The sequence below is a fragment of the Xanthomonas bromi genome (genome assembly GCF_900092025.1).
Classification (GTDB): Bacteria; Pseudomonadota; Gammaproteobacteria; order Xanthomonadales; family Xanthomonadaceae; genus Xanthomonas; species Xanthomonas bromi.
Window position 1 is genome coordinate 1 of record NZ_FLTX01000046.1, and the last position, 26,048, is coordinate 26,048.

Here is a 26,048-nt window from a genome sequence, read left to right on the forward strand (position 1 = left end):
CCTTAGCCGCTAAAAAACGGACGTGCTTCATGGTCGCAATCTCCATTCGATGAAAGAAAGGCAATGCCTTGACCAAGCTCGCGCTTGCCCACGGCAAGGTTTCATCGAAGAGCCACGCCACTAGCTAATCGGTATCGCCCTTGGCACTGAGGCCCGGGCTTCGGTGATTCTGTTCTCGGCCCTTACGGGGTGTCCCTGGCCTTATGCGTTCTCCCAAGAGTTGATAACGCCCGGGCCGGCGGCCTGGAAGGGGCTTGTGTCGCGTGCAGCACACGGTAATTTAGCTGCTAAAACTCTCAAGGTTCGGCCCTCGGCTGCACCACCGACTTCATGAGGCGGCTCATTTCGTCCTGGGTGGCCTCGATCCGACCCAGCAGGGCAAGGATCGTGGCATCGCCGAACCGGGCTGTGCGCGAATCGTCGGTCAGCCATAGCTTGAGCAATCCGCCCAGCCGGCCAAGGTCGCCATTCACTCGCACCAGCTCGCGCACATAGTGGTAGTCCATGACACCCCTGACCTGGTAGCCCTGGCCTACGTCGCGCAGGTAGCGCGCCACGCTGATTCCCGCCATCTTGGCGTTCGCCTCAATCAGTTCGCGTTCTTCTGGAAGGCAGTACACCTTGATCGGTGGGCTGCCCTTCCTGGTGATTCGATTCTCGTCGCCCATTTTTCCTCCAACCGGCGGTAGCCGGCAGCCTCGCAGAGCAGGATGCCCGTTGAGCGCCCCGCGCGAATAAGGGACAGTGAAGAAGGACAACCGGCTTGCCGGTGGGCCTACTTCACACATCCTGCCCGCCTTACGGCGTTGTTTTTGCCTCGTATGACTCATCGAATTTCGCGCTGTAACCGCACCATTGCTTCGCAACAGCGCGCCAGCAGCGGGAAAACCAACGGAAATTGCCAACGTCCGTGTGCTTGCCGCGGTCCGAGAGGCCGGTAACAGCGTTTCAGCCATGCGCTTGCAGCGATTGAGCATGGAACTTTGCTTACTTCGTACCCTGCCCCATGGAGCCAGGCCGCGCATTGGTAATGTGCTGGCGAACGTACTTCAGGAACGTCTCATACCGGAAAGGGATGCGCCCGACCTCGCGCAGGTGCTCCCAGATGATCTTGAGCGCGTAGCCGGCCTCCATCGCTTCCTTCACGTCCGAGCGCACCGCCATGAAAGCGGCCAGATAGTCCCTGCGCTTTGTTTGCGAGGTCTTCTGCTGAAGAGCCAGCCTTGCGGCCAGCTCCTCGGGGTAGCTGCTTTCTGTCGTCGCCATGTCCGTAAACCTCCGTTATCAACTGAACTACTCCGAAGGTTACGGAGTGCTGGCCTACACAACATTCCAATAATTGGCCGAAATGGTTGACATGGAGCCGATGACACAGACACGCCCATCGAAACAGGGATGGCAGCTCATTCAGCACGGAAAATTGAACGCCAAGAGGGGAGTAGGCCGGGAGATTCCCCGCCGCTCGGCCCCTCAAGTGTCAAAGAGAGGATCGCATCGTCAGAAGTGGCGATGCGAGCTCCAGCGCCGGCCGCCGTCATCGTCAGAACTGGCGATGGGGCCCTCGGTGCATCGTCGGACGTGGCGATGGTCGACCATGGCCCGGACATGGCCAGCCTCGCCGGAGATGACGATGCTGCAGCTCGACGTAGCGCGCGAAAGAAAGGCCGATCTCATGACGTGGCCAGGGCATCGAATTGAACTGTTGTATGTTGTAGCGCGCTACAACATACAACACCTGCCTATTGACACTTGAGGGGCGCAGCGTTTTAGCCGCTGAAAAGAACCGGCCGGAGCTGACCGCCCTTCTGGCGTACAACTCGGCCGCAGGCCGACCATCGGCAAGGACTTGGCGTCGCCCTAAAGGGCGGCGGCAAGTGCCGCGCCTAGTGGATGATCTTGGAAGATCATGGATGGAATTTGCGGACTAGCCGCAAGCCCGCGCCGTTGCTCTGTTTTCCGGTTTGAGGCGGGGAACGTTGCTACGGGTGAAGGGGAACGTTGCTACGGAGCTTGGGGAACGTTACTACGGGCTTCGGCCTGCCAATTTCCCACTTCCCAGCCGCATACTCGCTGACCTTCCATCCCACGGTGGCAAGCTCGGCCAGAGCCTTGCGGGCCTTCTGGCGGCGCTTCTTCATGGCCTCGGCGTTCGCCTGGTCCGGCCAGACATAACCGGAAAGGGTATCCAGTTCCACACGCCCGGCTTTGCCCGGATCGATCCAGCCGCATAGCCGCTGGTGAATCAGACGGGCCGGGTCAGTCTGTAGCGCCCGCACCTCGGCCATCTCGATGCGGGTATACGGGCGACGCCCAAGAATCGCCTCTGCAATCTGAGGATTCAGCGCGACGAATAGCCGTCCGTCCTCCTAGTCGAAGGCGTAGCTCATCAGGTGAAAAGACCTTTGCCTGCTCCCCTTGGTGACGACCACCGTCACGTTTGCCATGCGCAGCAAGCTCGCCTTGATCGCCCTGATATTGTCGCCGCCATCGGTCAAGCCGATTTCGCCTAGCAGGCTGGTCATACTCTCTCTCACGACCAGCGCATCTTGCCCTGCCGCGTCGAACTTCGGCTCAAGCAATAGACGGAGTTGCTTCGGCAAGTCCGCTGTTGGCTCTGGCGTCAGGATGATGCCCTTCGGCCCTCCAAGAGCCACAAGACCTTGCAGCAGTCGCATGTCATCAGCACCAAGAGGCTCGAATCCGACGAACCGCGCTAGTTCATTTTCGGCGTAGTGATACGTCACATCGAGCTTGAGCTTCTTCCGTTCGCCGCGCTTGAGACTGCGGAACAAGCCGGGGACCAAGCAGTGAATTGGATCGTGCCTGGCATGGGTGAGGTCAAAAGCCATCGCCTCGCCTCCGACCGTCACGTCCCTTTTCCTCATTCCGGCTGGCCTCATGCAGCTCCACCGGCACCAGCACGCCGCCGGCGTGCCGCATGTACCAGCGATCAAGCGGCGTGGCATCGTAGTTCTGCTTGCTGACGCCGAAACGCACGAAGTAGCCGCGCCGCTCATCGCCAATGGGTTGCCGGTCATGGGCGCGTTCGCTGAGGCGCTTCGCCTCGTCCTCAGTCATGCGGGCGACGTAACCGCACCACCTGGCGTTGTCGATCAGCGCGGACGCGCCACGCGCGGCCTGCTGCTGGTCGGTCTGCCCTTCGCGGGCGCTTCCTTTGCTGAAGTGGTGCAGGTAGAGCACGCATGCGCCCGTGGTAGCCGCGACCTGCTCCAGCACGGCCACGAGGTGGGCCATGTTGCCGTTGCTGTTCTCATCGAGGGCGTGGATGCGGCTCAGGGTGTCCAGCACAATCAGCCTCGCCCCGGCGCTGTACTCGATGACGCGGCGCAAGTGAGCCTCGTCCATGACGTTCAGGCGCTTGCCCATGATCGGCTCAAGCACGAGGTTCTCGGCGATGGCTTGGCGGGCTGTATGCCCGAGGTGCTGGCCGATGGCGTGAATGCGCCGGACAAGCGCGGGCGGCGGGTCTTCCCCGGCCAGATAGACCACGCGCCCGGTGTTTGCGGGGGCCAGGCCCACGAGCGAGCGCGCCGACGGTTCCCGCGAGGAAGCCCGGCCATATGAAGTCCAGCACCGGCGGTTCGCACTCGAACGCCGCCAGGACGTCAATCGCCACGACTCAGTTCCCCGTTCCGTACAGGGATTCGTCGCTCAGCACCTCGGCGATCTGCGAGGTTCCAAAGTACTTGTTGATTTGCCCCGCCCATTCGCTCGTCGTGCGCAAGCTGACCCGCAGGCCATCCGGTGATCGATCCAGGACGGAGGCGAGCTGTGCCATGCTCAGCAGCGGGCCGAAGCGTTGCAGTAGCGTGTCTTCTATCGTCATTGCGTAAACCTCCGTTATCAACTGAATTGCTACGAAGGTTAGGCGTTATTGGGGGTTACCTACATCTTATTAGTTGTCCAAAATGGTTGACATGAAGAATGATCTAACCATTGTCATCTGGGAAGGCTGCAATCCCACTGTCTCGGAAGCCATCGGGCAGTTTGAGGATCGCTGGCGGCCGTATTCCGCCTCCTCGCGGCGCTACCCCATCGTTGGGCTGTTACAGGAACTCATTGACCCCGCCGTGGCTGCGTACACGGCGACGCTGCCACAACGCTACTTGGGCCATATCCCTGGAGCAGGAACAGGGGTGAGCTTCAGCGGAATCATTCGATTGGTTGGACTTGATGCGATGGTTCGCATGCAGCGGCAGTTGCTGCGCCAGTTCATCAAAACGGAGGATAGGCAGACGCCAAGAGATCGGCGGTTTGTTGCAACACTCGAATCGTTGATCGGGCTTGTATGGGACTGCGCCTGCAAACGGCCGACGAAGTCAAAGGTGCGCGACACCCGACTGAATGGCGAACGCCTCCAGGGGTTCTGCCGGTTCTGCGGATCACTCGCCGAGCTGACCTCATTCGCCGGCGGGAGCGATGATCCGAAGGCGGACGATCCAGAGGAAAAGCTTCGACTAAGCAGCCTGTATTGCCTGGATCACCGGCCTAAATTGCCGAGCGGCGCATGGAACCCTGTCTACAGACAAGCAAGGCGATCCCTCGCGCAATTCGACCTCGAACTGGCGAGACTCAACCAGCAATGCGCGAAGCCGGCCACTGCCCAAGTGAAATCGGGCGATCAACTGGTTGACAGCTACTTCTTCCACTATGTCGCAGGCCAGACCTTACAGCCGGCGGACAAGGCAGAGCTGCGCAATCAAGCACGGCTGATGGTGGACTCGAAGCTATCGGATCGCAAAAAGCAGATGCTGATGCTTCAGCGGTCTGGACTCAATCAGTCGGAGATTGCGCGAAAGCTCGGCATCGAGCGCCAAGCGGTATCGAAGGCGCTGGCGGCGATCCCCGCGATGTTCCGCTTGAGTACAAAGCCGCGCTCACGGCGTCAACCTAATTGACCAACTAATAGGACGAAACAATCCGCATTGCCAGGCACCATCAGGCACATGTTCGCAAGTGACTGAAAGGGGCCAGGGGATGCAGGCAACGACAAGCAAGACGCTCATCAATCGGAAGAAGCTACTGGCAATGATCCCGCTGTCTGAGCGCACGATCTTCAACATTGAGCAGCGCGGGGAGTTTCCGCGCCGGATCGCACTCACCAGCCGAAACGTTGCCTGGGACTTGGCCGAGGTCGAGGAATGGATCGAGGCGCGGAAGTCGTCGGGCACTCAGGCGATGCGGCCAGGCTTCACCCAGTCGGTCGCAGCCGCCACTTTTTAGCCGCTAAAACGCCGCGCCCCTCAAGTGCCAATGACGCGCGAAGCCACACCTCGATGCTCGGGCGGCGCTGCTGAACCCGCCCTCCTCTGACTCACGTCTTCGGCCGTCTCAGCGTCCATTCGTCGATCATGTCCGCCCAGTCCTGCAACATCGCCGTGCGCTGCTCGCGGTACTCGGCCTTGTTGTAGACGGCCCTGACGCCCCGCTGTTCGTGCGCCAGGCACTTCTCGATCCAGTCCGTGTTGTAGCCAGCCTCGTGCAACAACGTGCTGGCCGTGCGCCGCAAGTCATGCGGCACGAACTTGGCGAGCGACTTCCCTTCCTTCTGCGCCAGCCGATACGTCAGCGTCAGCACCTGGTTGAGCGTGGCGCAGCTCATGGGTAAGTCAGAGTCATACCGCGACGGAAGCACGTAGTCCGATCCCCCGGCGAAGGTTTTCAGGGCAATGAAGATGTCCAGCGCCTGCCGGGATAGGAACACCAGATGCGGATTGCGCCGCTTCATCCGCTCCTTCGGGATCGTCCAAAGCGCGTCGCTGAAATTGACCTCGCTCCAGGTCGCGTTGGTCAGCTCGCTCTTGCGCACCATCGTCAACAGCAGCAGCTTGGCCGCCGCCCGAATGGATGGCGCTGTGCCAATGCGCTCCATGTATTGGTACATCAGGCCGATCTCGTCGGGCGTCAGCGCACGGTCGCGCGGCTCGAATTTGGCGATGGACGTTGGACGCACCAGCTCCGCCGGGTTCTCGACCTTCTGACCACGCTCGATGGCCCAGCGATAGACCTGCATCACCACTTCGCGGACATGCACTGCCGTTGCCGGCGCGCCGCGCTCCACGATGGCATCGGTCAGTGCCCGCAAGTCCTCGTGGGTAATCTCCACCAGCTTCTGATTGCCGAATTTCGGCTTCAAGTCGCGCTCGTAGACTGAGCGGCGCATGTCGCGGGTGGAGTCGGCCATCTGGTAGCCGCGCAGCCACTTTTCCGCCCAGGCCCCGAATGTCTCTGCGTCCTTGACGCGGGCCTTATCCCGCGCCTTCTCCTTGGCGGGTGACTTCCCGGCCGCGACCATCTTCTTGGCCTCGCCCAACCGCTCGCGGGCTTCCGCCGGGGTTATGCCGCCGACACCGTAGCGGCCGAAGGTGATGGTCTCCTGCCTACCGTGGATCGAGTAGTTGTAGCGGAACGAGATCGCTCCGGCGGCCGTGACGGCTACATAGAGGCCGTCACGGTCATTCACCTTGTAGAGCTTGTCCTTCGGCTTAAGGTTGCGCAGCTTGGTATCGGTCAGCATGGTTCTCGCCCTGATTCAGCTCAAATACCATGATCCGAAAATCGGCCTATCCTGGTGTAAAAAAACAACAAAATCATTGCGTTACGCCACTTCAATACCATGAACATCTGCAACGTAGTTGCATGGTATCAGCGACTTCTCATGGGCATAGAAGCATTCAATGCCATCCATCATGCCATGAAGAAACGGTGCTTGGCGATGCCAAATGTTGCCAGGCGGTGCCGAACTAAATCACAAAAAAGCCCGCATTGACGAGGGCTTAGGTGTGTTTTCGTGCCACTAGGTGCCAGCTAGTGCCAGACGCCGAATCACTCCCACTCGATCGTCGCCGGTGGCTTGCCGGAAATGTCGTAGACCACCCGTGAGACGCCGCGTAGTTCGTTGATGATGCGATTGCTGACCGTGCCGAGGAAGTCGTATGGCAGATGCGCCCAGTGCGCGGTCATGAAGTCGATGGTTTCCACCGCGCGCAGTGCGATCACCCATTCGTAGGCGCGTGCATCGCCGACCACGCCCACTGACTTCACCGGCAGGAACACGGCGAAGGCCTGGCTGGTGGTGTCGTACAGATCGGCCTTGCGCAGTTCGTCGATGAAGATCGCATCGGCCTTGGCCAGCAACTCGGCGTATTCGCGCTTCACTTCGCCCAGGATGCGCACGCCCAGGCCAGGGCCCGGGAACGGATGGCGATAGACCATGCTACGTGGCAGGCCGAGTTCGACACCGAGGCGCCGCACTTCATCCTTGAACAATTCGCGCAGCGGCTCGACCAGGCCCAGCTTCATGTGTTCCGGCAGGCCACCGACGTTGTGGTGGCTCTTGATCACGTGCGCCTTGCCGGTCTTGCTGCCGGCCGACTCGATCACGTCCGGGTAGATCGTACCCTGTGCCAGCCACTTGGCGTTGGCCAGCTTGGTGGATTCTTCGTCGAAGATATCCACGAACAGGTTGCCGATGATCTTGCGCTTGGCTTCGGGGTCGCTGACGCCTTCGAGCTTGGCGAAATAGCGATCAGCCGCGTTGACGCGAATCACCTTGACGCCCATGTGCTCGGCAAACATCGCCATCACCTGGTCGCCTTCCTGCCAGCGCAGCAAGCCGGTGTCGACGAACACGCAGGTCAGCTTGTCGCCGATCGCCTTGTGCAACAGCGCCGCAACCACCGACGAATCGACGCCACCGGACAGGCCCAGGATCACTTCGTCATCGCCCACCTGCGCGCGTACGCGCGCAATCTGGTCGTCGATGATGTTGGCTGCCGTCCACAACGTCTGACAGCCGCAGACATCGACTACGAAACGGCGCAGCAAGGTCTGGCCCTGCAGCGTATGCGTCACTTCCGGGTGGAACTGCACGCCGTACCAACGCTTGGCTTCGTTGGCCATGGCAGCGACCGGAATGCGGTCGGTCACGGCAGTAATGGTGAAGCCCGGTGGCACCTGCGACACGTGGTCGCCGTGGCTCATCCACACGTTCAAGCGCGACGCGCCGGCGTGATCGGTCAGGCCGGAGAACAACGCATCGGCGGCCACCACGTCCACTTCGGCATGGCCGAATTCACGCTGATCCGCGGCTTCGGTCGCACCGCCCAACTGCGCGGCAAGCGTTTGCATGCCGTAGCAGATACCGAATACCGGCAAGCCACTATCGAACACTTCCTGGGGCGCGACCGGCGCACCCGGCAAGGTGGTCGATTCGGGCCCACCAGACAGGATGATGCCTTTGGCGCCAAACCCCGCAATCTCGGACGGATCGTGATCCCAGGCCCAGATCTCGCAGTACACACCGATTTCGCGAATGCGCCGCGCGATCAACTGCGTGTACTGCGCGCCGAAATCGAGGATGAGGATCTTGTCGGTATGGATGTTGGTCATTGAGAGCCGGGAATCGAGAATCGGGATTGGGGAATCGCAACAGCAAACGCGGCACCAGCCGCTATCGGACGAGGAAGCGGCGGGCTCTCACGATTCCCGATTCGCGATTCCCCATCATCCGGCGCGATAGTTCGGCGGCTCTTTGGTGATCTGCACGTCGTGGACGTGGCTTTCGCGCTGGCCGGCGCCGGTGATCTTGACGAACTTCGGCTTGGTGCGCATGTCTTCGATCGTGGCGCAGCCCACATAGCCCATGGTCGCGCGCAGGCCTCCGATGAGCTGATGGATGATGCCGCCGACCGGGCCGCGATACGGCACGCGCCCTTCGATCCCTTCGGGAACCAGCTTGTCGGCATCGGAGGCATCCTGGAAATAGCGGTCCTTGGACCCCTTCTCCATCGCACCCAGGCTGCCCATGCCGCGGTAGCTCTTGTAGCTGCGGCCCTGGAAGAGTTCGACTTCACCGGGCGCTTCTTCGGTACCGGCCAGCAGACCACCGACCATCACCGTCGAGGCACCGGCCACCAGCGCCTTGCCGATGTCGCCGGAATAGCGGATGCCGCCGTCGGCGATCAACGGAATGCGGTCCTGCAGCGCTTCGGCCACCATGTCCACCGCGGTGATCTGCGGCACGCCCACGCCGGCAACCACGCGCGTGGTGCAGATCGAACCCGGGCCCACGCCGACCTTGACCGCATCGGCACCGGCATCCATCAGTGCCAGCGCTGCATCGCCGGTGACGATGTTGCCGCCGATCACCTGCAACTGCGGATAGGTCTTCTTGACCCACGCCACGCGATCGATCACGCCCTGCGAATGGCCATGCGCGGTATCGACAATCACCACGTCCACGCCAGCTGCGGCCAGCAGTTCGATACGCTGTTCGGTATCGCCGCCCACACCCACCGCCGCACCCACCAGCAAGCGCTTGGCGCTGTCCTTGGCGGCATTGGGGTTGTCGGTCTTCTTCTGGATGTCCTTGACCGTGATCAGGCCACGCAGCTCGAAACTGTCGTTGACCACCAAGACCTTTTCGATGCGGTTGCGATGCAGCAACTCAAGCACTTCCTCATCGCTGGCGCCTTCGCGCACGGTGATCAGGCGGTCCTTCTTGGTCATGATGTGACGGACCGGATCGTCGAGCTTCTTTTCGAAGCGCATGTCGCGGCTGGTGACGATACCGACCAGTTCGCTGCCATCCACCACCGGCACGCCGGAGATGTTGCGCGCGCGCGTCAGCGCCAGCACTTCGCCGATGGTCGTGTCCGGGCTGACGGTGAACGGCTCGGTAATCACGCCGGATTCGAACTTCTTGACCCGCGCCACTTCGCCAGCCTGCTGCGTCGGGGTCAGGTTCTTGTGGATGATGCCGATGCCGCCCAGCTGAGCCATGGCCACCGCAAGGCGGTGTTCGGTCACTGTATCCATTGCAGCCGAAAGAATCGGCAGCTTCAGGCGCAGGTCGCGCGTCAGCCGGGTTTCCAGGGTGACGTCCTTGGGCAGGACGATCGAATGAGCGGGGACGAGCGAAACGTCGTCGTAGGTAAGAGCTTCAGCCTGGATGCGGAGCATCGGCGGACCCGAGTTGGGGAAGCGCGGCATTTTAACGCATTAGGGCCGGGATTGGGGAGTCGGGATTCGCTAAAGGCGCCGCCTTGCACCGCCCCACAGTTCGCTTGTCTGTCAGGATGACGATGGTCAGCCGATCCCGGATGCAATCCGGATAGAGCGATGCATGCGCTTCGCCGTCGCCTTTAACGAATCCCGATTCCCGAATTCTGAATCCCGGCCGCATCAGCGGCCTCGATGGTGTTCTGCATCAGCGTGGCGACCGTCATCGGCCCTACCCCACCTGGTACCGGGGTGATCCACGCCGCGCGCTGCACTGCTGCATCGAAACCGACGTCGCCCACCAGCCGGCCGTCATCGAGCCGGTTGATGCCGACATCGATCACCACCGCACCCAGCTTGACCCATTCGCCGGGAATCAGCCCCGGGCGGCCCACCGCCACCACCAGAATGTCGGCATTGCGCACGCTGGCTTCCAGCACCTCGGGCGGGGTGAATTTATGGCAACTGGTCACCGTGCAACCGGCGATCAGCAGCTCCAGCCCCATCGGCCGACCGACGTGATTGCTCACCCCCACGATGGTGGCGTTGCGGCCACGCACCGGTTGGTCCGTATGCGCGAGCAAGGTCACGATGCCGCGTGGCGTGCACGGGCGCAGCCCGAATTCGCGCAAGGCCAGATGCCCGACATTTTGTGGATGGAAACCGTCCACGTCCTTGCGCGGATCGATGCGCTGGATCAGCCGATTGGCATCGGGAATGCCCGGCAGCGGCAGCTGGATCAGGATGCCGTGGATCTTGGGGTCGGTATTGAGCTGATCGATCAGCGCCGCAAGTTCGGCTTCGCTGGTGCCCTGCGGCAGGTCGTAATCGAAGGCTTCGATGCCGACCTTCTCGGCCGCGCGCCGCTTGTTGCGCACATACACCGACGAGGCCGGATCGCCACCGACCAGCACCACCGCCAAGCCGGGGCGGGCCTTACCCGCCGCCAGCCGCGCATCCACCCGCAGCTTCAATCCGTCGAGCAATTCCTCGGCAATGCGGCGACCATCGAGAAGGCGGGCCGAAGCGGAGGCAGCTGGCGCGGAAGCGGTCATGAGGCGTCAGGTGTAGAGTCGAAGGCCGTCTATTGTCCCCGATTCCGCCATGACCGACACCACCTCACGCACCGATTCAAGCACCACTTCCATCGAAGCGGCAGCATTTCGCCGCCTGCTGCAGCATCTCAACCAGGACCGCACCGATGTGCAGAACATCGACCTGATGATACTCGCCGGTTTCTGCCGCAACTGCCTGGGCGATTGGTACCGCGAAGCGGCCGAAGCGCAGGGGCAGCCGATGAGCAAGGAGCAGGCGCGCGAAGCGGTCTACGGCATGCCATTTGCCGAGTGGAAGCAACAGCATCAGAAAGACGCAACGCACGAGCAACTGGAAGCCTTCGCTGCAGCCCAGCGCAAGCATGGCTAAGCCAGGCATCACTCAAGACGTCTATCAATATCTCGCGCGCGCTCGTCGGGCGACGTGGACGGCGTGCAGGTGTCGGCGTGTACAGGGCAGACATGGCGATGCCGAGCATATGCGCCCCGCCTGACAACTGCGCAGGCGTGCCGTTCATTGGTTTCAGCCGCGGGTCGCCATCTCTGCTTGTTCGGCGTGCGGCACAGCATCGGGATTGAGCATGCGGCTCCCGCGACGCGGCCGCGTGAACGGCGTGGGCCGGGGCGTGGTTGGCGCGATATTTCCGTACATCAGCTCGGCGCAGGCGCGTGCTTCGCCGGTAGCGATTTCCAATTCGAAACATTCGGCATCGCGCCCGCGGATCTCGCGCGAAATGATGCCGGCTTCATCCTCGTCCACCCCCAGCTCTACCAGCGCCAGCCTGCCGAAGATCACCGCCGACTCGAAGGTCTCGCGGACCTAGCAATCCACTCCCGCAGCAACCAACTGCAGCGAATGCTGGCGGCCGGACGAACGCACCAGCCGCTTGGCATGCGGAAACTCGCGCGTTGCCAGTTCGACGATGCGATTGAACGCCTCGTGGTTGTCGACGCATACCGCGATCGCGCGTGCACTGTGCGCGCCGGAGGTGTGCAATACGTCCAGCCGAGTGCCGTCGCCGCAGTAGATCTTGAAGCCGAACTCTTCGGCGCCTTGAATCATCTCGATGTCGTTGTCGATGATGGTCACATCCACATCGCGCGCCAGCAGTGATTGACCGACCACCTGCCCAACGCGCCCGAAGCCGATGATCAACACGCTACCGGCCTGGTCGCTGGCTTCTTCCACGCCATCCAATGAGATCGCCGCGGCCGGCGTCAGCCGCCACTGCAGCAGCATGAACAACGGCGTTAGCGCCATCGACAACACCACGATCGCTGTCAGGCTGGCAGCGACCTGCACATCGATGATGCCGGACGCCGAGGCAGCGGCAAACAGCACGAATGCGAATTCGCCGCCCTGCGCAATAAGCGCGCCACGATCCAGCGCCTGCCGATGGTCGCTGCGCATCAGCCGCGCCATCGCATGGATGCAAACGCCCTTGCCAACCATCAACGCCAGCACGCTCATCAAGATCAAGCGCCAATCGGCCGAGACCACGCGCAAGTCAAGGCGCATGCCGACACACAGAAAGAACAGCCACAACAGAAAGACGAACGACGCTAGCTGGCGTCGTTCGTGGAAACAGCAATCAGGCAGCAATCAGCCGCGCGCGTCAGCCTGGGCCAATGCGTTGCGCAGGATTTCCTTCGCCGGTCCGCCATGCTTTTCGTGCTCGAGCGCGAAATGCACAGTCGCTTCGATCAGGCCGATATGCGCGCCGCAATCGAAACGGCGGCCTTCGAAGCGGAATGCATCGACATGTTCCTTCTTCAGCAGCTCGGCGATCGCATCGGTGAGCTGGATCTCGCCGCCCGCACCTTCGCCGGTGGACTCCAGCAGTTCGAAAATCTTCGGGCTGAGTACATAGCGACCGACCACGGCCAGGTTGCTCGGCGCAACTTCCGGCTTGGGTTTCTCGACGATCGCATTGATGCGGCCCTTGCGGCCATCGAATGCGTCGGTGGACACAATGCCGTAGCTGGCCGTCTTTTCATGCGGCACGTCTTCCACGGCAATGACACTGCCACCTGACGCTTCTGCAACGTCAGCCATTTGGGTCAGCGCAGCATCGCCGCGGTTCCACATCAGATCATCCGGCAGCAACACCGCGAACGGTTCGTCGCCGACCACGGCCTTGGCACACAACACGGCATGGCCCAAGCCGAGCGCTTCTGCCTGTGTCACAAAAATGGCGCGAATGCCGGGCGGCAATGCGTTGCGCACCAACTCCAGCTGCTCCAACTTGCCTGCACGCTCAAGCTTTTGCTCCAGCTCATAGGCCTTGTCGAAATAATCGGCAATGGAGTGCTTGTAGCGGTTGGTGACGAAGATCAGCGTATCGCAACCGGCCTGGATGGCTTCGTCGACGGCGTACTGGATCAATGGCTTGTCGATGATTGGCAGCATTTCTTTCGGCACTGTCTTGGTTGCCGGAAGAAAGCGGGTCCCAAGACCTGCGACGGGGAATACGGCCTTGCGAATACGCTGGCTCATTAAAGTCTTCTGACCTCACGTGCGGGGAATGGAACGACCGTATCAGATCGCGCGTCGACTTTCCGTCGAGCAGCCGCGAAATCCGGCATCAGACTGCCCAAGACAGTCTCCATCGCCTTGATGTCATAACGGTTAACCGCTTCGCGCAGACGCGTCACCAGTTGCAGCACCTGCTCATGCGAGAACTCGCGCACGCCGGCTTCCAGAATCTTGGGGTGCGCGGTGGGGCGATAGTCTTCGTCGGAATAGAACAGGGTCTCGTGCAACTTCTCGCCCGGACGCAGGCCGGTGTAGAGAATCGCCACGTCCTTGCCTGGCTGCTTGCCGGCAAGACGGATCATCTGTTCGGCCAGCAAGCGGATCGGCACAGGCTCGCCCATGTCCAGCGTATAGATCGCACCGTGCGATGCGGAGGCCGCCGCCTGGATCACCAGCTGGCAGGCTTCGGGGATGGTCATGAAGTAACGCGTCACGTCCGGATGCGTCACCGTGACCGGGCCGCCCTGGCGGATCTGCTCCCGGAACAACGGCACCACGCTGCCGGCCGAATCCAGCACGTTGCCGAAGCGCACGGTGATGAAGCGCGTCGGCGCATCGCGCGCATCCAGGCTCTGGCAGATCATCTCCGCATAGCGCTTGCTCGCGCCCAGCACATTGACCGGCTCGACCGCCTTGTCGGTGGAAATGAAGACGAAGGTTTCGATGCGTGCACGCTGACAGGCGCGCGCCACGTTCTCGGTCGCCAGCACATTGTTGCGCACCGCTTCGCGCAACTGCTCTTCCAGCAACGGGACCTGCTTGTAGGCGGCCGCATGAAACACCGCATCCGGGGTGGCGGTGTTCAATGCATGGGCCACCACTGCAGGGTCGCCGCAATCGCCGAGCACACGCACAACTTCGATATCCGGGAACAAGCGGCGCAGATCCGAGTCGATGGTCAGAAGCGCCAATTCGTCGATTTCCAGCAGCACGATCCGGCGCGCTCCGTGACGGGCGCACTGGCGGCAGACTTCCGAGCCGATCGAGCCGCCGGCGCCGGTCACCATCACGGTCTTGTTGGTCAGCCAGTCGCGGATCAAGCGCCAATCAGGGGTGACCGGCTTGCGGTTGAGCAGGTCCTCGATCGCGACCTCCTTCAACTCGCCCGGCAACGAGCGCCCTTCCAGCACGTTGATCAGCTTGGGCACCATGCGGAACGGTACACCGGTGCTTTCGCAGATCGCCACCACGCGCTGCATGCCGGAGGCATCCAGCGACGGGATCGCGATCACCAGCAACTTGGCGGCAGTCTCCTTGGCAATCGCCGCGGCCTGGTCCAGATTGCCCAACACATTGAGGCCCTGGATCTTGGCGCCATGCAGATTGTTGGCGTCATCCAGATAGCCGACCGGCACAAAGGCGCCGGTGCGACGCAGATCGCGCACCAGGCCTTCGGCGGCACGGCCGGCACCCAGAATCAGCACCCGCTGCGCGGCATCGCCGGAGTGCGCGATCTGGTAATCCTTCCAGGCGCGATACAACAGCCGCGGCGTTCCCAGCAGCGCGGACAAGGCGAAGGGATAGACCACCAATACCGACAGCGGCACGCCGTCCAGACGGTCGTACGACAGCGCCAGCACGATCGCGACCAAGCCGAGGAAACTCGACTTGAAGATGTTCCACAGGTCCGGCACCGAGGCGAAGCGCCACAGCCCGCGGTACAACCCCATCTTCCAGAACACCAACCCCTGCGCCACCAAAACCACCGCAGTGCGCCAGTCCCACAGCGGCAGATCCGGCGCCTCGCGCAGCATGGAGTAGCGGCCGGCGTGCAGCAGCTGCCAGCACACCCACACCATCAGCAGGTCGTGTACCACAACCGCGAGCTGCGGCAGGGCCTTGGTCAAACGGTCACGCCAGGAAATCATAAAAGTCATTATTCAGGAATTGCGCAGTCCATCGCGCAGAAAATGCCAGATCGCAGTGGCACCGATGCCCCATACAATAGCTCCGGACACTTGCTGCCAAAATGCATCATGACGGATTAACGCATACAAGCAGACGGTAGCGACGCTGAAAGCGAAATAAACGCCGGTTACCGGAACGTGTGTCTCAAGCCGGCGTGCCAGCCGTTGGTAGACATGCTGGGCGTGCGGTTCCCACCAACGTTGCCGGCCGAGCATGCGAGCAAGCAGCGTGAAGCCGGCGTCTACAAGAAACGCCGTCAGCGGCAGCCAGCTGATCCACCAACTCACCTGCCCGCTGGCCACGTTCAGTGCCAGCAACGCCGCCAGCACATAGCCAAGCGCACCGCTGCCACCATCGCCCATGAAGATGCGCGCGCGCGGAAAATTGAACGGGACGAAGCCCAGGCACGCTGCCGCAACGGCCAGCCCCGCCCAGGACCACGCAGGCGGCGCCACCAGTGCGAATGCCAGGGCCGCCAATGCCGCCTGGCTGCTGGCGAGCCCGTTGATGCCGTCCATGAAATTCCAGACATTGATCAACACAACGGACGCGGCGGCAGCCAGCACCCCATCCCACACATTCCCGGTGTAATGGCAAACCAGTCCGCCCAACGCCGCAGATGCAGCCAGATGGATCGCAAAGCGCAGCCTGGCCGAGAGCGGCCGATGGTCGTCCCACCAGCCCACGCCAGCCACTGCGACCAAGCCTGCTGCGAACCAGCCAATTGCCAAACGCACCGTCGGCCACAGCACGCTTGCCGCGACGCAGCCCAGCAGGATCGCCGCAACAATCGCCATGCCACCGCCGCGCGGCGTGGCCATCGCGTGGCTACGCCGTTCACCTGGGTGATCGAGCAGGCGGCGATGCAAGGCGTAGCGCCGCAACACCCAGGTCCCCAGTGCTGCGACCAGCAGGTGCAGCACGCACCACAGCCACACCATCAGACCACCGCGTAATTCAATAGCGGCTTGACCGTACCCCATTCCTTGCAGCTCGGGCACTGCCAGTGGTGCGTCTTGGCACCGAAGCCGCAGCGCGTGCAGCGATAGCTTGGATTACGCACCAGCAACTGGTCAGTGATGTGCTTGAGGTCCTGCAACGTCCCGACCGGGTCGCTTCCCTCGGCCAGGGTGAGATCGATCAATGCCGACTCACCACGCACCGACGGGCGATCCTTGAGCTGGCGGCCAAGATAGGCCAGCGCAGGCGCCACGCCATCCTGGGCTTCCATCAACTGGGTCAGTGCCAGCACCGGTGCAATGCCGCGATAGTGCTCGGTCATCTCCGAGAGGAAGTTGCGCGCACCCGCGATATCGCCGACCCGCCGATATGCCGCCATCAACGCGGGAATGATCTCCGGCAGGTATTCAGGATCATGCCGGGCTGCGCGTTCGAACGCGCGCACCGCCGCTTCGTCGTGTCCGCGCTCGGCTTCGATGCGGCCTTCCAGAATCCCGGCCCGCACCGAGGTGCCATCGGCCTGATAGGCACGTGCAATCGCCTGCAGCGCATCGTCGGTCTTGCCCAGGCCGCGATAGCGGTCGGCCAGCTCGCACTCGAATTGCGAGATCAGCTTGCCCATCGGCTCGCCGGTCACTTCTTCATAGCGGGTGGCGTTGTCGATCGCCTTTTCCCAATCGCGCTCGGCCTGATAGATGCCGATCAAGTGGCGCAGCGCTTGCGGTGCACGCTGGTCCAGTTGCGCCAATTCGGTGAACACCGTTTCGGCGCGGTCCAGCAGGCCGGACTTCATATAGTCCTCGCCAAGTGCCAGCAAGGCCTGGACGCGCTGCTGATCGGTCAGGTCGCCACGCTGCACCAGGCCCTGATGCAGGCGGATCGCGCGATCGACTTCACCGCGGCGACGGAACAGATGCCCCAACGCGACCTGGGTTTCGAAGGTTTCCTTGTCCAGTTCGGCGATATGCAGGAACAGCTCGATCGCCTTGTCCGGCTGCTCGTTGAGCAGATAATTCAGACCACGGAAATAGGTGCTGGATAACCGACTGACCTGAGTATCGCCATGGCGTTGACCGCCGCGACGACCGACGATCCAGCCGCCCAGCGCGGCCAGCGGCACAAACAGGAAGAACCAGATCCACTCGGTCAGAAAGTCCATACGTCCTTACAGCCCATCGATGGGGCGCGGCTCGACGGCGGCAGGCGTGACAGGCCTGGCGTCGGCGCGACTGACCGCAACAGCCTTGTTGGCCTGGCGCAGTTTGGAATAGAGGGGAATAACCACACTGACCAGCACCATGCCGGCCCCGATCAACACACCGACCAGCAGCGCAACGATGATCGCGACACCGGAACTGGTATGCACACTGGAGAACAGGAAATCGAGCGTGATGTCTTGGGAATTGACAGCACCGATGATCAGACCAACCAGCAGGAAGGCCAACATCACCAGCAAGCGAAGCACCTTCATGGCGAGACTCCGTCGGGAAGCGGGTTAGCTTAACCGAGACGACATAAATACAGCGCCAGAACGGACTTCAGTCCGTTGTATCGGACATATCGACAGGGACCACGGAGCTGACGCGCTCACGCAATTCCTTGCCCGGCTTGAAGTGGGGAACATGCTTGCCCGGCAGCGCGACCGATTCGCCGGTCTTGGGATTACGCCCCAGACGTGGCGGACGGTAATGCAACGAGAAACTGCCGAACCCACGGATTTCGATCCGATCACCATCGGAGAGCGCCTGCCCCATCATTTCCAGCAGCGACTTGACTGCCAGATCCACGTCGTCCGCCTTCAGATGCGCTTGGCGTCGCGCCAGGATTTCAATCAATTCGGACTTGGTCATGGGAAGACTTGCTTTTTTCGACTGACACATCGGAATCGGCCCGGGCAAGCCCGGGCCGATCCATCACGCTCTTGCGAGCGCTACGCGCTTACTCGGACTTGTTGTTGTTCAACTGTGCACGCAGCAGCGCGCCCAGCTGAGTCATGCCGCCCGACGCTGCGGCGGAAGACTGGTAATCCTCCAGCGTTTCGCGCATTTCGGCATCGTCCTTGGCCTTGATCGACAGCTGCAGGGTGCGGCCCTTACGGTCCATGCCCACGAACTTGGCTTCGATCTTGTCGCCGACCTTCAGGTGCTGGGTCGCATCGTCGACGCGCTCGTTGGCGATGTCGCGTGCAGCGACGTAGCCTTCGATGCCATCGGCCAGGTCGATCGTGGCGCCCTTGGCATCGACTTCACGCACCACGCCTTCGACCTTCGAACCCTTCGGGTTGGACGCCATGTACTGACCGAACGGGTCCTGCTCCAGCTGCTTGACGCCCAGGCTGATGCGCTCGCGTTCCGGGTCCACTGCCAGCACGACGGCTTCGAGCGTGTCGCCCTTCTTGTAGTTGCGCACGACATCTTCGCCGGTGGTGTTCCAGCTGATGTCGGACAGGTGCACCAGACCGTCGATGCCGCCGTCCAGACCGATGAAGATGCCGAAGTCGGTGATCGACTTGATCTGACCGGACACCTTGTCGTTCTTCTTGTGGGTCGCAGCGAAGGTTTCCCACGGATTGGCGGCAACCTGCTTCATGCCCAACGAGATGCGGCGACGCTCCTCGTCCACATCCAGCACCATCACTTCGACTTCGTCACCAACCTGCACAACCTTGGACGGGTTGACGTTCTTGTTGGTCCAATCCATCTCGGAGACGTGTACCAGACCTTCGACGCCCGGCTCGATCTCGACGAATGCGCCGTAATCGGTGACGTTGGAGACCTTGCCGAACACGCGGCTGTTGGCCGGGTAACGACGGGCAATGTTGTCCCACGGATCTTCGCCCAGCTGCTTCAGGCCGAGGCTGACGCGGTTACGCTCGCGATCGAACTTCAGCACGCGCACGTCCAGCTCGTCGCCGACGTTGACAACTTCGGACGGATGGCGCACGCGCTTCCAGGCCATGTCGGTGATGTGCAGCAGGCCGTCGATACCGCCCAGGTCCACGAATGCGCCGTAATCGGTCAGGTTCTTGACGACACCCTTCAGGATCGCGCCTTCCTGCAGCTTGTCCATCAGCTGCTCGCGCTCTTCCGAGTGCTCGCTCTCAACCACTGCACGACGCGACACCACGACATTGTTGCGCTTGCGATCGAGCTTGATCAGCTTGAACTCAAGCTCCTTGCCTTCCAGGTAAGCCGGGTCGCGCACCGGGCGCACATCCACCAGCGAACCAGGCAGGAACGCGCGGACATCCTTGATGTCCACGGTGAAACCACCCTTGACCTTGCCGCTGATGCGGCCGGTGATGGTTTCGTTCTTTTCCAACGCTTCTTCCAGCTCGTCCCATACCATCGCGCGCTTGGCCTTCTCGCGCGACAACACGGTCTCGCCGAAGCCGTTTTCGATGGAGTCCAGCGCAACCTTGACCTGGTCGCCCACGCCCACATCGATCTCGCCAGCGTCGTTACGGAACTGCTCGATCGGCACGATGCCTTCGGACTTCAGGCCAGCGTTGATCACCACCACATCGCCGCGGACTTCCACGACGGTACCGGTGACGATCGAGCCCGGCTTCAGCTTAGCCAGATTGGCTTGACTGGCTTCGAACAGTTCTGCAAAAGATTCTGTCATTTGAATTTACTCAGTTGAACACACGGGCGCCGATCGTCGGGGTGCGACAGAGACGGACCGCCCAGCCTGTTGGTCGACTCCGAACAGCGAGTCGGTTGGGAAGTAGTAGAACCGCCACGCAGGATGCGCGACGGAGCTTTGGAACGCCTTACGGTCGGCGGGACAGGCCCGCTTGCGGAACGCTTACGACGGCGTCTGATCTGCGAGCAACCCGACCACACGCTGGACGACATCCTCGATCCCTATTCCGCTGGTATCGATCAGCACGGCGTCTTCGGCCGGCCGCAATGGCGCCACCACCCGCTGCGCATCTCTGGCATCTCGGGCCATGATCTCGCGCAGCAGGTCGTCAAAGATAACCGAAACACCCTTTTCCATCAACTGTTTATGGCGACGGCCCGCACGTTCTTCGGCGCTGGCGGTCAGGAAAACCTTGAATGCGGCATTGGGGAAGATCACCGTGCCCATGTCGCGACCGTCGGCGACCAGCCCGGGCGCTCGCCTGAATGCGCGTTGGCGCTCCTTCAGGGCGCTGCGCACCTCGGGAATGGCGGCAATGGCCGAGGCCAGTGCGCCCGTGGTTTCCAGACGCAGTTCGCTGGTGGCATCGACCCCGTTGACCAGCACCCGCAGCCCTGCCTCGCCAGCGTCGTCGAACTCCACCTTGGTGTCGAAAGTGCAGCGCACCAACGCCGCAGCGTCGGAGACGTCCAGATCGGCCCAGCTCGCTGCAACACCGACGGCGCGATACAGCGCACCCGAATCGAGGTAGTGCCAGCCCAGCCGGGCGGCCACGATCCGGCTCACGGTCCCCTTGCCGGCGCCGGAAGGGCCATCGATGGTGAGGACGGGCGACAGGTCGGTCATTCAGGTTTCCGGGAGGTCATCAGGCGGTAGTGTAGCGCCGCTCATGGCGATCGCGCTGCAACCACTTGAAAGCACGACAAAAAGCCGGTTAGAATCGCCGGCTTAATTCCGGGTGCACCATCGATTGCGGGCACTCTTCCATCGAATCCAACCGTTTACGCCGAGGTGTGCCATGAAAGTCCTGTCCTCCCTGAAGTCTGCGAAGACCCGTCACCGCGACTGCAAGGTGGTCCGCCGCCGTGGCAAGGTCTTCGTGATCTGCAAGTCGAACCCGCGTTTCAAGGCACGTCAGCGCTAACGCCTTCGGCGCGTGCAAGACCCGAGAAAGCCGCCTCCGGGCGGTTTTTTCTTGGCCGCTGCTTCGCGCCGGTTATTGCGACATGACTCTGCCGCCGACACGGCTAGGCGCTGGCCAGGCACGCAAGCACGGCCCGCACAATCGCGGTGCTGCCCGACCAGTCGCATCGCAGCGGCGTCCGTCCCGGTTTTTTGCTGTAATCACCATCTGAAATCTTGTCCACTGGGGAGTAGATGACATGCGCAACCGTTTGTTTGTGATGCCGCCGATCTTGCTGACAATCGCGCTGATGGGGATCAGTGCCGTCGCTTCGGCCGATACGCTGCTGGTCGACCGTGTACAGCAGAAGCCTGCCGCTGCCCTGCCCTTGCGCGGCGAGAGCATGAGTCAGGTCGAAGGCCGTTATGGCACGCCGCAGGAAAAACTCGCCCCGCGCGGCGGCCAGAAGCGCCAGTGGCCGACGATCCATCGCTGGGTGTATCCGGCCTTCACCGTGTACTTCGAAAAGAGCAAGGTGATCGACGTGGTGGCCAATAAGGCCGATGCCAACGAGATCGGGCCCAAGCCGCCGATCCGGTAATGCGTCGATGACAACTCGGCCGGACGTGCTGGCGCCGTTCGCTGCACTCCGGCCGTCACAGTTCGCATCGCGACATGTGCTGCGTCCGTCAGCAGCCGGACATGCGTTGCTGCGACGCTGTACCAAGCCCCGGCGTGCGGATGCGCGCCAGGATCGCAAGAGCCCGCATTCGCGTGCGGGATATCGATGAACGTGCGAGCGATAGCCCGCACACCAAGATGAGTATTTGCCTGGCATGACTGACCGTCTTCGCTTTCCCGCCGAGTGGGAACCGCAATCCGCCGTGTTGCTCGCCTGGCCGCATGCCGGCACCGATTGGGCCGAGCGTCTGGCCGACGTGGAAGAGACCTACATCGCGCTGGTCACGGCGATCTCCCGCTTCGAGCCAGTGGTGATCTGCGTGGCCGACGACGACCTGCAGATCTATGCCGAAGCACGGCTGCGTTCGGCGCGGGTGGACATGACACGCGTGCGTTTCGTGATCGCCGCGTACAACGACACCTGGCTACGCGATTCCGGCCCGATCACGTTGCGCCAGGAAGCCGGCTTCCGGTTGATGGATTTCCGTTTCACCGGCTGGGGCGGCAAGTTCGAAGCCAGCCTGGACGATCAACTGGTGAGCTCGTTGGATGCGGCGCACGTGTTCGTGCCGGCGCAGGTAGAGACCATCGACTTCGCCCTGGAAGGCGGTGCGATCGAAACCGATGGCGCCGGCACGCTGCTGACCACGTGGAAGTGCCTGCATGAGCGTCACCCGCAGCGCACGCGCGAATCGCTCAGCCGCGATCTGGCGACGTGGCTGGCGCAGGAGCGCGTGCTGTGGCTGGATCACGGCTACCTGGAAGGCGACGATACCGACGCGCATATCGATACGCTGGCGCGCTTTGCCGGCCCGGATGCGATCGTCTACCAAGGCTGCGATGTGGCCAGCGATTCGCACTACACCGAACTGCAGGCGATGGGCGCCGAACTGGCTGCGCTGCGCAAGGCCGACGGGCAGCCGTATCGCCTGTTCGTGCTGCCATGGGCTGACCCCATTCTGGACGATGGCCGCCGGCTGGCCGCGTCGTATGCCAATTTCCTGATCGTCAACGGTGCGGTGCTGATGCCGGCCTACGGCGACCCCGCCGACGCGACCGCACAGGCGGTGCTCGCACAGGCGTTCCCGCAGCACGAGATCGTGCCGGTGCCGTGCCGTGCGCTGATCTGGCAGAACGGCAGCCTGCATTGCCTGACCATGCAATTGCCGGCAGGCCTGCTCGCCGCCTGGAGCAGCTAACAAAACGACTGCGCTCACCGCCAGGCGGGCGCGGCCAGTGCTCGGAATCGGCATGTAGCACTCGTACACTCCGGTTCCTGCGCGCCGTCCACGCCCACCTGACGACTGCTCGCTATGTGTTGTTAGCCGCTGCAGGAGTAGCTCCAAACCTTGCCTGCGTCGCGGCCGCATATGTCGCGCGCGGGCTCCTGTTCCGGCCGGCAGGCCGGTGTTACGCCATGGCGCGCTACCTTAGTGCGTCACTCAGTTGGATGCTGCCATGACCCGTCATCTCCTTCCCGTCGCGCTGATCCAGGAGCGCAACCACGGCGACGCCGAGGCCAATCTGGCCGTCATCGCATCGCGTGTGGCCGAGGCCGCCGCGCAGGGCGCCAAGCTGGTGCTGCTGCAGGAACTGCACAACGGCGCGTATTTCTGCCAGCACGAATCGGTGGACGAATTCGATCTGGCCGAGCCGATTCCCGGCCCCAGCACCGAACGTCTGAGCGCCCTGGCCAAGCAGCACGGCGTGGTACTGGTCGCCTCGCTGTTCGAGCGCCGCGCGGCCGGCATGTATCACAACACGGCGGTGGTGTTCGAAAAGGATGGCCGCCTGCTCGGCAAGTACCGCAAGATGCATATCCCCGACGACCCGGGCTTCTACGAGAAGTTCTATTTCACTCCGGGCGATCTGGGCTTTACGCCGATCGATACCTCGGTCGGTCGCCTGGGCGTGCTGGTGTGCTGGGATCAGTGGTATCCCGAGGCGGCGCGCCTGATGGCGCTGGCCGGTGCGGAGCTGCTGCTCTACCCCACCGCGATCGGTTGGGATCCGGACGACCAGCAGCCCGAGCAGGAGCGCCAGCGCGATGCCTGGATCCTCAGCCATCGCGGCCATGCGGTGGCCAACGGGGTGCCGGTGCTGTCGTGCAACCGTGTTGGCCATGAGCCCTCGCCGCTGGGCGCATCGGGCATCCAGTTTTGGGGCAACAGCCATGTGCTGGGGCCGCAAGGCGAGTTCATTGCCGAAGCAGGTCAGGACCCGACCGTGTTGATCTGCGATGTCGACCTGCAGCGCAGCGAGCACGTGCGCCGCATCTGGCCATTCCTGCGCGACCGTCGTATCGATGCGTACGGCGATCTGCTCAAGCGCTATATCGACTGACCGCATGCCCGTCGAGCTGCGTGCAGTCCGTGCTGCGGACATTCCGGCGATCACCGCGATTTATGCGGAGCAGATCGCCGGGGTGAACACCTACGAATACAGCGCACCATCGCTCGAAGAGATGCGCGCGCGGGTAAGCGCGATCGTGGATGCGGGCTACCCGTATCTGGTCGCCGAGCTCGATGGCGTGGTCGCAGGCTATGCCTATGCCAGCGCATTTCGCGCGCGCGCAGGCTATCGCTGGACGGTAGAGAACTCGATTTACCTTGCAGCGGCGATGCAAGGCCGCGGCATCGGCAACGCCCTGCTCGGCGAGCTGATCGCGCTGTGTGAGCAGCGCGGATTCCGGCAGATGATTGCGGTGATTGGCGATGCGGGCAATCTTGCATCGCGAAAATTGCATGAACGTTTTGGATTTCGCACGGTCGGAGTCTTCAGCGGAATCGGCCGCAAACACGGTCGCTGGTTGGACGGCGTGCAGATGCAACGCGCGCTCGGCTCCAGCGACACCGCCCCTCCTTGTGATGAACACCCACATGACTGAGCAGACCACCCACGTTCTGGACGATGCGTTGTCCGGCCAGCCGCACCGCATCGTCGAACGCGACGGCGTGCGTTATACCTTGCTTGGCACCGCGCATGTGTCGCTGGCCAGTGTGGCCGCCGTACAACGCGCGATCGGCAGCGGGCGTTACGACGCGGTGGCAGTGGAGCTGGATGCGCAGCGCCTGCAGGCGCTCAGCGACCCCGACGCCCTCGCCCGCCTGGATCTGGTGCAGGTGATCCGCAAGGGACGCGTGGCCTTGTTCGCGGCGAACCTGGCCCTGGCGGCGTATCAGCGTCGCCTGGCCAAGCAACTCGGCATCGAGCCGGGTGCAGAGTTGAAGGAAGCGGTGAACCTGGCACGCGCGCAGGGCCTGCCAGTGCACCTGATCGATCGAGAAGTCGGCCTGACCTTCAAGCGTGCATCCGGGCGGTTGGGCTTCTTCGGCAAGATGAAACTGGCTGGCGGATTGCTTGGCGGCCTGTTCGCTGCCGATGAGGTGGGCGAAGAGGAAATCGAAAAGCTCAAGCAAGGCGACATGCTCGAAGCGAGTTTCGGCGATTTCGCCAGCGAGAGCCCGGAGTTGTACGAGACGGTGATTGCCGAGCGCGATCAATACATGGCCACGCGTCTGCGCGAAGAAGTCAGCGCAGATCAGCGCGAGATCCTGGCGGTGGTCGGCGCCGGCCATCTGGCTGGACTTGCGCGCCATCTGGAACAGGATACCGCTGCGCCCGGCCCGCTGCGCGAATCGCTGGAATACGTGCAGCAGCGCAAGCGCATCCCATGGATCACGCTGGGCATCCTGGCGGTCATCATCACCGGCATCGGCATCGGGTTCTGGCGCGGTGGCCTGAGCATGGGTGCCGACCTGCTGCTGCAGTGGGCGATGTACACCGGCGGGATGGCGGCGCTGGGCTGCTTACTGGCAGGCAGCCATCCGTTGAGCATTCTCACCGCTGCGGTCGTGGCGCCGTTCAAACCGTTCCGGCTGAGCGTGCCGACCGGTGCCTTCGCGGCGCTGGTCGAAGTGCATATGCGCAAGCCGGCGTACGGCGATTTCCTGTCGCTGCGCGACGATGCGCAGACGCTGCGCGGCTGGTACCGCAACCGCGTCTCGCGCGTGGTGCTGACATTTCTGCTGACCAATTTCGGCAGCATGGCCGGGGTGTGGCTGGCCGGGGTGCAGATCTTCAACCGCCTGCATGGTTGACTGCTGGGCGATCA

Annotated in this window: 24 protein-coding genes, 1 other RNA gene and 3 pseudogenes; 10 read left to right on the plus strand and 18 right to left on the minus strand. The window is 62.5% G+C overall.

Annotated elements, in window-relative coordinates; genetic code table 11:
- Window positions 1–296: 296 nt before the first annotated feature.
- The 5 genes and pseudogenes from traJ to XBLMG947_RS14735 form a co-directional block, all read right to left on the minus strand.
- A complete protein-coding gene (gene traJ / locus XBLMG947_RS14715) occupies window positions 297–668 on the minus strand; it encodes a conjugal transfer transcriptional regulator TraJ (protein WP_065469401.1) in 372 nt (123 codons plus the stop codon).
- 319 nt (window positions 669–987) lie between these two features.
- Complete coding sequence (locus tag XBLMG947_RS14720) at window positions 988–1,266, minus strand: TraK family protein (protein ID WP_011805735.1); 279 nt, start codon at window positions 1,264–1,266, stop codon at window positions 988–990.
- A gap of 713 nt (window positions 1,267–1,979) precedes the next feature.
- Window positions 1,980–2,900 (minus strand): annotated as a pseudogene (repC, locus tag XBLMG947_RS14725) (replication protein C, IncQ-type).
- A pseudogene (locus tag XBLMG947_RS14730) lies at window positions 2,839–3,637 on the minus strand (helicase RepA family protein). The pseudogenes repC and XBLMG947_RS14730 overlap by 62 nt, the downstream one beginning before the upstream one ends.
- A gap of 3 nt (window positions 3,638–3,640) precedes the next feature.
- Complete coding sequence (locus XBLMG947_RS14735) at window positions 3,641–3,847, minus strand: plasmid-related protein (protein ID WP_065469465.1); 207 nt, start codon at window positions 3,845–3,847, stop codon at window positions 3,641–3,643.
- An 82-nt stretch (window positions 3,848–3,929) separates the two neighbouring features.
- On the opposite strand from XBLMG947_RS14735, the gene XBLMG947_RS14740 reads away from it, so the two are divergent.
- Complete coding sequence (locus XBLMG947_RS14740) at window positions 3,930–4,919, plus strand: LuxR family transcriptional regulator (protein WP_065469402.1); 990 nt, start codon at window positions 3,930–3,932, stop codon at window positions 4,917–4,919.
- A gap of 79 nt (window positions 4,920–4,998) precedes the next feature.
- On the plus strand, window positions 4,999–5,244 hold the full coding sequence (locus XBLMG947_RS14745; protein ID WP_065469466.1) for a helix-turn-helix transcriptional regulator: 246 nt from the start codon (window positions 4,999–5,001) through the stop codon (window positions 5,242–5,244).
- 91 nt (window positions 5,245–5,335) lie between these two features.
- Here XBLMG947_RS14745 and XBLMG947_RS14750 read toward each other — a convergent pair whose 3' ends face one another.
- The 4 genes from XBLMG947_RS14750 to folD all read right to left on the minus strand — a co-directional run bounded on the left by XBLMG947_RS14750 (window position 5,336) and on the right by folD (window position 11,078).
- Window positions 5,336–6,538: a tyrosine-type recombinase/integrase gene (locus tag XBLMG947_RS14750; RefSeq protein ID WP_065469403.1), complete on the minus strand. Its 1,203-nt coding sequence runs from the start codon at window positions 6,536–6,538 to the stop codon at window positions 5,336–5,338.
- Window positions 6,539–6,846: 308 nt separating this feature from the next.
- Entirely contained in the window at window positions 6,847–8,412 is a 1,566-nt protein-coding gene (guaA, locus tag XBLMG947_RS14755; RefSeq protein WP_065469405.1) for a glutamine-hydrolyzing GMP synthase, read from the minus strand.
- 114 nt (window positions 8,413–8,526) lie between these two features.
- Window positions 8,527–9,984, minus strand: a complete 1,458-nt coding sequence (gene guaB, locus XBLMG947_RS14760) for an IMP dehydrogenase (protein WP_065469467.1) — start codon at window positions 9,982–9,984, stop codon at window positions 8,527–8,529.
- A 182-nt stretch (window positions 9,985–10,166) separates the two neighbouring features.
- Window positions 10,167–11,078: a bifunctional methylenetetrahydrofolate dehydrogenase/methenyltetrahydrofolate cyclohydrolase FolD gene (folD, locus tag XBLMG947_RS14765; protein ID WP_065469406.1), complete on the minus strand. Its 912-nt coding sequence runs from the start codon at window positions 11,076–11,078 to the stop codon at window positions 10,167–10,169.
- Window positions 11,079–11,127: 49 nt separating this feature from the next.
- Between folD and XBLMG947_RS14770 the strand changes: the two genes are divergently transcribed.
- Window positions 11,128–11,448, plus strand: a complete 321-nt coding sequence (locus XBLMG947_RS14770) for a DUF1244 domain-containing protein (RefSeq protein WP_065469407.1) — start codon at window positions 11,128–11,130, stop codon at window positions 11,446–11,448.
- A gap of 153 nt (window positions 11,449–11,601) precedes the next feature.
- Here the strand turns inward: XBLMG947_RS14770 and XBLMG947_RS14780 are convergent.
- The 9 genes and pseudogenes from XBLMG947_RS14780 to cmk form a co-directional block, all read right to left on the minus strand.
- Window positions 11,602–12,681 (minus strand): annotated as a pseudogene (locus tag XBLMG947_RS14780) (NAD-binding protein).
- Window positions 12,682–13,575, minus strand: coding sequence for a UTP--glucose-1-phosphate uridylyltransferase GalU (gene galU / locus XBLMG947_RS14785; protein WP_065469409.1), 894 nt, complete (start codon window positions 13,573–13,575; stop codon window positions 12,682–12,684). It lies immediately after the preceding pseudogene.
- Window positions 13,575–15,482 (minus strand): polysaccharide biosynthesis protein, encoded by a 1,908-nt coding sequence (locus tag XBLMG947_RS14790; protein WP_065469410.1) that lies wholly within the window; start codon window positions 15,480–15,482, stop codon window positions 13,575–13,577. The genes galU and XBLMG947_RS14790 overlap by 1 nt, the downstream gene beginning before the upstream one ends.
- Window positions 15,483–15,494: 12 nt before the next feature.
- Window positions 15,495–16,463, minus strand: coding sequence for an MraY family glycosyltransferase (locus tag XBLMG947_RS14795; RefSeq protein ID WP_065469411.1), 969 nt, complete (start codon window positions 16,461–16,463; stop codon window positions 15,495–15,497).
- Window positions 16,463–17,641: a lipopolysaccharide assembly protein LapB gene (gene lapB / locus XBLMG947_RS14800; protein ID WP_003489647.1), complete on the minus strand. Its 1,179-nt coding sequence runs from the start codon at window positions 17,639–17,641 to the stop codon at window positions 16,463–16,465. The genes XBLMG947_RS14795 and lapB overlap by 1 nt, the downstream gene beginning before the upstream one ends.
- A gap of 6 nt (window positions 17,642–17,647) precedes the next feature.
- Window positions 17,648–17,953 carry a lipopolysaccharide assembly protein LapA domain-containing protein gene (locus XBLMG947_RS14805; RefSeq protein ID WP_065469412.1) on the minus strand — a complete coding sequence of 102 codons (306 nt, stop codon included), beginning with the start codon at window positions 17,951–17,953 and terminating at the stop codon, window positions 17,648–17,650.
- A 67-nt stretch (window positions 17,954–18,020) separates the two neighbouring features.
- Complete coding sequence (locus XBLMG947_RS14810; protein WP_065469413.1) at window positions 18,021–18,332, minus strand: integration host factor subunit beta; 312 nt, start codon at window positions 18,330–18,332, stop codon at window positions 18,021–18,023.
- An 88-nt stretch (window positions 18,333–18,420) separates the two neighbouring features.
- A complete protein-coding gene (gene rpsA, locus XBLMG947_RS14815) occupies window positions 18,421–20,109 on the minus strand; it encodes a 30S ribosomal protein S1 (RefSeq protein ID WP_065469414.1) in 1,689 nt (562 codons plus the stop codon).
- 183 nt (window positions 20,110–20,292) lie between these two features.
- Window positions 20,293–20,976 carry a (d)CMP kinase gene (gene cmk / locus XBLMG947_RS14820; RefSeq protein ID WP_065469415.1) on the minus strand — a complete coding sequence of 228 codons (684 nt, stop codon included), beginning with the start codon at window positions 20,974–20,976 and terminating at the stop codon, window positions 20,293–20,295.
- A 172-nt stretch (window positions 20,977–21,148) separates the two neighbouring features.
- Here cmk and ykgO point away from each other — a divergent pair, with 172 nt between their 5' ends.
- The 7 genes from ykgO (at window position 21,149) to XBLMG947_RS14855 (ending at window position 26,034) form a co-directional block, all read left to right on the plus strand.
- Window positions 21,149–21,274 carry a type B 50S ribosomal protein L36 gene (gene ykgO, locus XBLMG947_RS14825; RefSeq protein WP_005913193.1) on the plus strand — a complete coding sequence of 42 codons (126 nt, stop codon included), beginning with the start codon at window positions 21,149–21,151 and terminating at the stop codon, window positions 21,272–21,274.
- Between the two features lie 238 nt (window positions 21,275–21,512).
- Window positions 21,513–21,854 (plus strand): hypothetical protein, encoded by a 342-nt coding sequence (locus tag XBLMG947_RS14830; protein WP_065469416.1) that lies wholly within the window; start codon window positions 21,513–21,515, stop codon window positions 21,852–21,854.
- Window positions 21,855–22,089: 235 nt separating this feature from the next.
- Entirely contained in the window at window positions 22,090–23,133 is a 1,044-nt protein-coding gene (locus XBLMG947_RS14835) for an agmatine deiminase family protein (RefSeq protein WP_065469417.1), read from the plus strand.
- 52 nt (window positions 23,134–23,185) lie between these two features.
- Window positions 23,186–23,261: non-coding RNA, sX9 sRNA (locus XBLMG947_RS14840), on the plus strand.
- Window positions 23,262–23,392: 131 nt separating this feature from the next.
- A complete protein-coding gene (locus XBLMG947_RS14845; protein WP_065469418.1) occupies window positions 23,393–24,277 on the plus strand; it encodes a carbon-nitrogen hydrolase in 885 nt (294 codons plus the stop codon).
- 4 nt (window positions 24,278–24,281) lie between these two features.
- Window positions 24,282–24,821: a GNAT family N-acetyltransferase gene (locus XBLMG947_RS14850; protein ID WP_065469419.1), complete on the plus strand. Its 540-nt coding sequence runs from the start codon at window positions 24,282–24,284 to the stop codon at window positions 24,819–24,821.
- Complete coding sequence (locus XBLMG947_RS14855) at window positions 24,802–26,034, plus strand: TraB/GumN family protein (RefSeq protein ID WP_065469420.1); 1,233 nt, start codon at window positions 24,802–24,804, stop codon at window positions 26,032–26,034. The genes XBLMG947_RS14850 and XBLMG947_RS14855 overlap by 20 nt, the downstream gene beginning before the upstream one ends.
- Window positions 26,035–26,048 lie beyond the last annotated feature (14 nt).